Raw genomic sequence first — 8,121 nt, forward strand, 5'->3', positions numbered from 1 at the left:
ATGAAAAAAACCATGCTGGCGATTTCCATAGCACTGCTGTGGTAATACAGCATGTTCTGACTATAGGGGGCAAAGCCGCCGGTACTCCAGGCGGACATGAAGATGTACGCGCCGTGAAAGAATGCAAGATATGGCTTGATGCCATTCGCCATGGCGATGAGTCCAAGGACAACAGTGCCCACGCCCAAATAGATGAGGGAAATGCGCCAGATGAGGACCGCGATGTGTCGCACGTTGGGCTCGAGCTTCTCTTCCTTGCCTTCGCCGACCATGATCTTGAACGCACCGCCCGTGGAACCAATCAGGAACGTCAGAGCCAGCACGACGATCCCTTGACCGCCGACGTACGTCAGGAGATGGCGCCACATGTTCAGTCCCTGCGAGATGTGATCCAGGTCCTGCAGGAGAAACATGCCTGTCGTCGTGTACCCGCTCATCGTGTCGAAACATGCATCGAGGAACGACTTAGAGTGTCCGCTCAGCATGTAGGGAACACCGGAGAGCACCATGGCGACCAGCCATGATCCTGCAGCGATGACCATCGCATGGGTAAGCCCCGGGGTGGTCTTTGTACGACAGACAAGCGCCAGGACATATCCGACGAGCAGTGTGAGTGCAACGGAAATGGCAAAATCCAGAGCAGAGGCCCATTCACGAAAAACAAGGCTGGTCACCGTCGGAATGACCATCAGCAGACCGACACCGATGGTGACGAGGCCGGTATAGTATCCTATGATACGAAAGTCTTCTCTCCAGACCCTGCGAATCATAGTCTAGCGCCCCACGAAGAACAGCCAGGAGATGAGAAACGCGACTCCGATGAGGCCACCTGCAAACGCAACCTCGGTGAGCATCCCCAGGAGGCCACGACGGAGAGAAACCACGCGCTTCATGCGAGCCCTTTCGTCCATGACGGTCACCCCTTCCGGAATACCCGTCTGAACTGCTCTTCCGCCTCAGGAGCTACGAGGCCAACGACGATGTCCCCCGCATTCAACACAGTGGCTCCCCGAGGGAAGATCACCTCACCCTCATGCATAATGGACGCCACGACGCATCCGGTGGGCCACGTCAGCTCCCTAATGGTCTTCCCCGTCACAGGAGACTCACTGGTAATCTTCAGTTCAACAAGGGTCGCCTTGCCTTTGCCCAGCGACACGAGCGGGATCATGTCATTGACAATGATGCCTTCTTCGATAACCGTAGCAAGGATGTTTGTCGAGTTGAGGGCAAAGTCTACACCGAACTTCTGGAAGATGTCCTCGTTGCGGGGGTCGTTAATACGAGCCGTCGTCAGCGGAACATTGAACCGCACCTTGGCAAGCTGACACGCTACCAGGTTGTCGGCATCATCCCCCGTCACCGCGGCAAACCGGTCGGTCTTCTCGATACCAGCGTCGATGAGAGCTCCCAAGTCGCAGCAGTCGCCGTTGATGACAAGCGCCTTTCCCCAATCCGACAATGCCTCACAAGCTTCTGCATTATGCTCAATAACAGCAACGTCATGTCCCTTACCAACAAGCAAATGAGCAAGATAGGACCCGACCTTTCCTCCGCCTGCAATAATAATATACATGGTTCTACCTCTCATTCAGATGGAAGATCGCGCTGACCCTTGGAAGGTCCGATACGTGCAGCGCCACCAGCAATTGATCATTGTCGGTGAGAACGTCGGTTCCTTTAGGAAAAGTCGTGGTTCCATCACGCGTGAGCGAGATGACCTTGAAGTCATCCAGAGCCTCGATTTCAGCTATCGTTGTTGCCGGGATCCTAGGGTGGAAGGGGACTTCGACCAGCTCAATGCCTCCACCAGGCAGGATGAAGTGACTTTCCTCGTTACGGATCATGAACTTGCTGTAGATAATGTTGGCAGCTGACGTCGTTGGACAAACCGTCTCGAGACCGAGAGCCCTGTAGGTCTCCCCCTTGACAGGATCGAACACGCGGGCAACCACCATGGGAACCTTGAAAATGGTCTTGGCGACCTGCGCGGCCATGATGTTCATGTTGTCCCCATTAGTCACTGCAGCGAAACCATCTGCATGCTCAATCCCCGCAGACTTGAGCACCTCCATATCGAATTCAACTCCGGTAATTGTAGCTCCATTGAACTCATCGCTGAGCCGACTGAAGTTGTCTGGGTTGTGGTCTACTACGGCCACGTCATGGCCTTCTTCCGAGAGCTTTGTCGCAAGCTGAGCGCCAAGGCGCCCACAACCAACGATAATAATATACATAACAAACATCTCCTTGCGAATCCTTAGAACGGACTCATCACGAAATGTTGATTATAGGCATCTCTCGGTCGACGTCAAGGTGTCCAGACTCCATAGTTGGGGATTTCTTCGCATTACCAGAGGAAACCCATCCGCCGGCTCCTGCATTGTTGCAGGCCCAATGCAACAGTGCTACCATGAGCCACGCACATTTGTCGTCATGAGGGGACATCATGCAGGAACCGGTCGAAAACCAACTCATCGAGACGAGTCCGAGAGGAAGTCGTCCGCGTCCCAGGCGAGCGGCATCCCCGATGGTGTGGGGTCAGTCAGGCGCCGTCATGGCGCTCTACCATAGCGGAGTGTTGGCTGACATCGTGATTATTCTAGGGATCCTCGGTGTTTTCTACGGCATTACTCAGGTCGGTCGCGAGTGGGCGGGAGTTCTGAGGCCCACGGTGGTGATCGACCTCTCGTTCCGTGCGCTGCCGCGGTATACGCTCTTCTCTCTGGTCCGAGGATTGGCTGCCTACTGCATCTCCTTCCTCTTTACTATTGTGTATGGATACTGGGCGGCCAAGGACCGGCTGGCCGAGAGACTGCTTGTCCCCATTCTGGACATCCTGCAGAGCATCCCCGTCCTGGGGTTCATGCCAGGTGTCGTGCTGGCACTGGTATCCGTCTTCCCCAACAGCAACACTGGACTGGAACTTGCTGCAGTATTCATGATCTTCACGGGACAGGCATGGAATATGACCTTCAGTTTCTACAACTCTCTCAAGTCGGTGCCACGGGAGCTCCAGGAGGCCGGTACCATCTACCACTTCAACTGGTGGCAACGTCTCACCCAGATTGAGATGCCCTACAGCGCCATCGGCCTCATCTGGAACAGTATGATGAGCATGGCTGGTGGATGGTTCTTTCTCATGGTCACCGAAGCATTTCAACTGGGCAACAGGGATTTCAGGCTGCCCGGCATCGGGTCCTACATGTCGGTCGCCGTCGAAAAAGGCGATGTACCAGCGATGGCCGCAGCGGTTGTCGCCATGGTACTGATGATCGTTGCCCTGGACCAGTTGCTGTGGCGGCCAATGGTTGTCTGGGCACAGAAATTCCGTATCGAAGACACGAGCCAGGAAGAGTCGATGGATTCATGGTTTCTGGACCTCCTCCATCACTCGCATATCCTCCGCTGGATCGGCGCTGCAAACTCTTCCATCGGCCACGCATTCGGCAGCCTGATTTCGCGGTTTTTCCGGCACCCTCATCGCAACATGCCGGGCAACTCTCCTGTTGTCTCTGCACCCACTGGACATGGAGAGCCGAACCGTCCTTCGTTCTCCGTCGTTTTTGCTCGAGTTCTGTTCTTCCTGCTGGCAGCCGGACTGGTCTTCGCCCTTGCCCAGGTCATCCGTCTTCTCATATCCGTTCGCATCGGTGAATGGTTGCGCTTGCTGAGGAGCGATCTCCTGACCCTCGCACGCGTAACCGCGGCCATTGCCCTGGGGACCCTGTGGGCCTTGCCCGTGGGCTTGCGCATCGGACTCTCGCCAAAACTGTCGAGGATCATGCAGCCAATCGTCCAGGTCGCGGCATCGTTCCCGGCACCGATGCTGTTCCCGGCCGTGATCCTCCTGCTGGCTCTGCTCAGAGTCAATATAGGTTTCGGCAGTGTCGTGCTCATGCTGCTCGGCACACAATGGTACATTCTGTTCAACGTCATTGCCGGTGCACAGGCCATTCCCTCCGACCTCAAAGAGGCGGCTGCCAGCTATCGTATCACGGGCAGGCAACGCTTCTGGTCGCTGTACCTGCCGGCCACATTCCCCTACCTCGTGACAGGCTGGGTGACAGCGACAGGTGGAGCCTGGAACGCCAGCATCGTCGCTGAAATTGTGACGTTCCGTGGCCAGACCCTCAGGGCGCAGGGGATCGGATCTGTCATCAGTGAGGCCGCATTCGGTGCCAAATTCGCCGAACTGGCTGCTGCAATCCTCATCATGTCGCTGACCGTCGTGCTCATCAACCGCTTCGTCTGGCGCAGGCTGTACGCCGTCGCCAGCACGCAGTATAACCTCAGCAAGTAGAGGGGGCCTCATGGAAGACTCTATGCAACAGCCTGTCCTGCTCTCCAGTGAGAACGTCACTCAGCGTTTCCCGATGCCCAACGGAAACATGGTGACCGTTCTGGACAATATCAGCATGGATATCCGGAAGGCAGAAATCATCTGCCTCCTCGGTCCTTCAGGCTGTGGCAAGTCGACGTTTTTGCGCATCCTGGCGGGCCTCATGCGACCCACGAGCGGAAAAGTGTTCGCCCGTGGCAAGGAAACAGCCGGCCTGACGCCGGGCGTCGGCATGGTTTTCCAGATGTTTGCCCTCTTCCCGTGGATGACCGTGAGCGAAAACATCCAGTCCGTCCTCGTCCCTCTGCAACTCCAACGTGAAGAAGTGCAGCACCGTGTCAGCACCGTAATCAAGATGGTCGGTCTCGAGGGCTTCGAAGAGGCGTATCCACGCGAGATCTCGGGCGGCATGAAGCAGCGCGTGGGCATCGCGCGCGGTCTTGCCGTACAACCTGAGCTGCTGTTCATGGACGAGCCATTCAGTGCAGTGGACGCCTTGACCGCGGAGTCGCTCCGCACAGATCTGGTCGACATCTGGGACGAAGCCGAAGGTCAACCCGCATCTATCGTCATGGTCAGTCACGACATCAAGGAAGTCGTCTATATGGCCGATCGTATCGTTGTCTTCTCGGCGAACCCGGGGCGCATCCGTACAATCGTCCAAAACAAGTTGGCACGACCTCGCGACTATCGGACTCCGGATTTCCTGGCGATGGTCGACTACCTCCACGACATCATTACGACGAACGAACTGCCCGACACGCCTCCTGCAGCTGTGACCACTCCCTCGCAACCCGTATTCGAACCACTTCCGCCCGTCTCGTCGAGTGACGTTGTCAGTTTCGTCGAATACCTCGGCTCGCATGGCGGTCAAGGCGACGTCTTCGTTCTGGCGCACGAATTCGGCAAGGAGTTCAGTGACCTCATCAACATCGTCAAAGCTGCCGAGATGCTGGATTTCATCGACACGCCAAAGCAACACACTGTGCTGACGCCCCTCGGGCACCGTTTCTCTGACATGGACACCGAGAACCAGAAAGTCGTCTGGAAACAGCAGATCCTGACACTCAGCATCTTCAAGACCATTCATGCAGACGTTCAGACATCCCGGAATGGCATCATGCTCGACGACGAGGTCCAGGACCGCCTGGCACAGCTGCTGCCCAATGAAAACCCGACGTTCACGTTCGAGACGTTCATCAACTGGGCCCGTTTCGGCAATCTGCTGGCATTCGACGACGACTCGGACGAGGTGTCGCTGCAGTAAGACGAGTCGCTCGCAGTCACAGTCACGACTCCCTCCAGAACCCGAATCTCGTGTTGACAGAACGCGCGCACTCGTATAATGACAAGGTATTGGTGTGCTGGTCGGGGTCTCCAATGTTGCTTGTCGAATAAGGGCTCTCCCCAGAAGCCAGCCCTCGGAGGCACGAAATGAAGTTACTCATCATTCCTGTCGTAGCCGGCCTTACCTGTATTGGGGCCGCACTATATCTATTCCTCAGACTGAGAGCAGCCAAGATCTCCTCGCCGAAAATGAGCGAAATCGGAAGCTACATAGCTATTGGAGTGCGAGCGTACCTTTCCCGCCAACTCCGGGCGATCCTGCTCGTCACTCCTGTTGTGGCAATCGTTCTGGGCTTCACGCTGAACATCTGGATCGCAGTGACATTTGTGCTTGGCGTCTTCACGTCACTGATCACAGCCTACATGGGCATGAGCGCGTCCACCCGTGCTAACGTCAAGACCGCCGCCGACGCGACCCGGTCGGTGAACACGGCATTCCACACGGCTGTCTTTGGCGGATCCATCATGGGTTTCTCGATCACGGGATTCAGCCTTGTCGTGCTGTCGGTGCTCTATCTGTTGTTCAAAGATCCAAACCCACTCGTCGGCTTTGGATTTGGCGCCAGTCTCGCGGCTCTCTTTGCCCAGATCGGCGGAGGTATCTATACCAAGGCAGCCGACATCGGAGCCGATCTCGTCGGCAAGGTCGAGGCGAATATTCCTGAGGACGACCCACGCAACCCGGCTGTTGTTGCCGATCTCGTCGGTGACAACGTAGGTGACTGCGCCGGCAGAGGCGCAGACCTGTTCCAGACGTTCTCCGACGATATCGTCACCGGAATGGTCGTTGCCCTTACGCTGGTCCCCAAATACGGAGGCGCCGTGCTCTTCTTCCCTATGCTCCTCCAGTCGGCCGGCCTGGCCGCTTCGATGCTTGGTGTCCTGTCCATACGACTTTTCGACCGAAGTAAGCCCGAGACCGCCTTCTACTGGGGCATGGCTGTGACCACCGTCTTTGCGGTGCTCGGCTCCTTCCTCGTCAGCCATTTCCTGGTTCACGACATGGCCCTCTTCATCGGCACCTGTCTGGGAGTCGCAACTACTCTCGTGTCTTCGATCATCACCCGGTACTACGCGGGTTCGTCGGGAAAACCGGTCCACGACATTGCCGAAGCATCCAAGCGCGGCGTGGCACTCAACGTCATCACAGGGCTATCGGCTGGCCTGCAGAGTCCACTGGGATCTATCGTGATGATTGTCATTGCTGTCGCTGCGGCATACTTCATCTCGGGCGGCTCGCTGCTGGCAATCGTCGCTGTCAACATCGGTACCGACTTGCTCATCGGCTACATCATGACAGCCGATGCCTTCGGTCCGATCATCGACAATGCCTCAGGTATCGCAGAGATGTCAGGGGCGCACGAGCAGATCGTGCACTCACTGTCACAGCTCGATTCAGTCGGCAACACCATGAAGGCGACGACCAAGGCCTATGCCATGTCATCCGGCACAGTGACTTCATTTGTCCTGTTCTCGACGTACTTCTCCATTGTCGGTCTCAAGACGATGAACGTGATGGAGCCCTACTCCATTGCATTTATCCTCCTCGGCATCTGCCTTCCGTACCTCATCAGTTCACTGACCATCGGCTCGGCAGCCAAGACGGCAATGCTCATGGTCGACGAGGTCCGCCGCCAATTCAGGACCATACCCGGCATCCTGAAGGGCGAGGCCATGCCAGACTATGCGACCTGCATCGACATCTCGACACGCAACGCTCTCAAAGAGATGATCCTTCCGGGTGTCATCAGCATCGCGGTGCCGATTTTTGTGGGACTGGTGTTCGGTCACTGGGCGCTCGGCGCACTCCTCATCGGAGCAGTACTCAGCTCAGCTTTGCTGGGGCCATTCTTCAACAACACAGGCACAGCCTTCGACAACGCAAAGAAACTCATCGAAGACAGTGGACGCAAGGGCTCCTTCGAACATCAGGCGGCAGTTGCTGCGGATACCGTTGGCGATCCACTCAAGGACGTGGCTGGACCTGCTCTGCTCATCTTCATGAAACTCGTCGGCATGGCAGCCCTGCTCATCGCAGGGATCAAACCGCTGTTCTAGCGCGGACATAGAGTCATTATCAGGACGAGGCGGGGGTACAGCACAGCTCTCGCCTCTTGCACGAACCCTCACTCTTCTGGTATAGTATCGTTATGTCGTGATGCCAGAGAGGAGTGACCCATGAATGTAGCCCAGTTTATCTCCGGTTTGTTGCTGATCGTTCTGTCGGCAGGATTCTACTTCGCGTCCAGGTCGCGCAAGGCGCACGCCGGCCAGCTCAGTCAGGCACAGGCGCTGAACCTTCAACAGGCCATGCAGGGCCGGTTCTACGGAAAGTTCCAGGGCTCCATCGTCGCCGACCAGCAGCTCACGACACCCTACTCTGTTCGCCCGGCGGTCGCGTGGAGCGCACACCTGGAGAGGGGAACCGAAGT

At 56.8% G+C, this 8,121-nt stretch carries 8 protein-coding genes; 4 read left to right on the forward strand and 4 right to left on the reverse strand.

Translation table 11 applies throughout. The features are described from left to right. The 4 genes from SMC7_RS02075 to SMC7_RS02085 all read right to left on the reverse strand — a co-directional run. Nucleotides 1–770, reverse strand: a 770-nt coding sequence (locus SMC7_RS02075) for a potassium transporter TrkG (protein ID WP_133298272.1), incomplete at its 3' end; no start/stop codon positions are given. Nucleotides 771–773: 3 nt separating this feature from the next. Then, nucleotides 774–911, reverse strand: coding sequence for a hypothetical protein (locus SMC7_RS07345; protein WP_165845060.1), 138 nt, complete (start codon nt 909–911; stop codon nt 774–776). Nucleotides 912–916: 5 nt separating this feature from the next. Beyond that, the gene (locus SMC7_RS02080; protein ID WP_165845061.1) at nt 917–1,576 is read right to left on the reverse strand and encodes a potassium channel family protein; all 660 of its coding nucleotides are present in this window, start codon (nt 1,574–1,576) and stop codon (nt 917–919) included. A 4-nt stretch (nt 1,577–1,580) separates the two neighbouring features. Continuing rightward, nucleotides 1,581–2,237 (reverse strand): potassium channel family protein, encoded by a 657-nt coding sequence (locus SMC7_RS02085; RefSeq protein ID WP_165845062.1) that lies wholly within the window; start codon nt 2,235–2,237, stop codon nt 1,581–1,583. A 212-nt stretch (nt 2,238–2,449) separates the two neighbouring features. Here SMC7_RS02085 and SMC7_RS02090 point away from each other — a divergent pair, with 212 nt between their 5' ends. The 4 genes from SMC7_RS02090 to SMC7_RS02105 all read left to right on the forward strand — a co-directional run. Continuing rightward, nucleotides 2,450–4,303 (forward strand): ABC transporter permease, encoded by a 1,854-nt coding sequence (locus tag SMC7_RS02090; RefSeq protein WP_207798695.1) that lies wholly within the window; start codon nt 2,450–2,452, stop codon nt 4,301–4,303. 10 nt (nt 4,304–4,313) lie between these two features. Continuing rightward, on the forward strand, nt 4,314–5,609 hold the full coding sequence (locus tag SMC7_RS02095; protein WP_207798696.1) for a nitrate/sulfonate/bicarbonate ABC transporter ATP-binding protein: 1,296 nt from the start codon (nt 4,314–4,316) through the stop codon (nt 5,607–5,609). 167 nt (nt 5,610–5,776) lie between these two features. After that, entirely contained in the window at nt 5,777–7,747 is a 1,971-nt protein-coding gene (locus SMC7_RS02100; protein WP_119088729.1) for a sodium-translocating pyrophosphatase, read from the forward strand. Between the two features lie 120 nt (nt 7,748–7,867). Then, the coding region (locus SMC7_RS02105; RefSeq protein WP_133298273.1) for a hypothetical protein at nt 7,868–8,121 on the forward strand (254 nt) is incomplete at its 3' end.

It is taken from the genome of Candidatus Cryosericum terrychapinii (genome assembly GCF_003570925.1).
Taxonomy (GTDB): domain Bacteria; phylum Caldisericota; class Caldisericia; order Cryosericales; family Cryosericaceae; genus Cryosericum; species Cryosericum terrychapinii.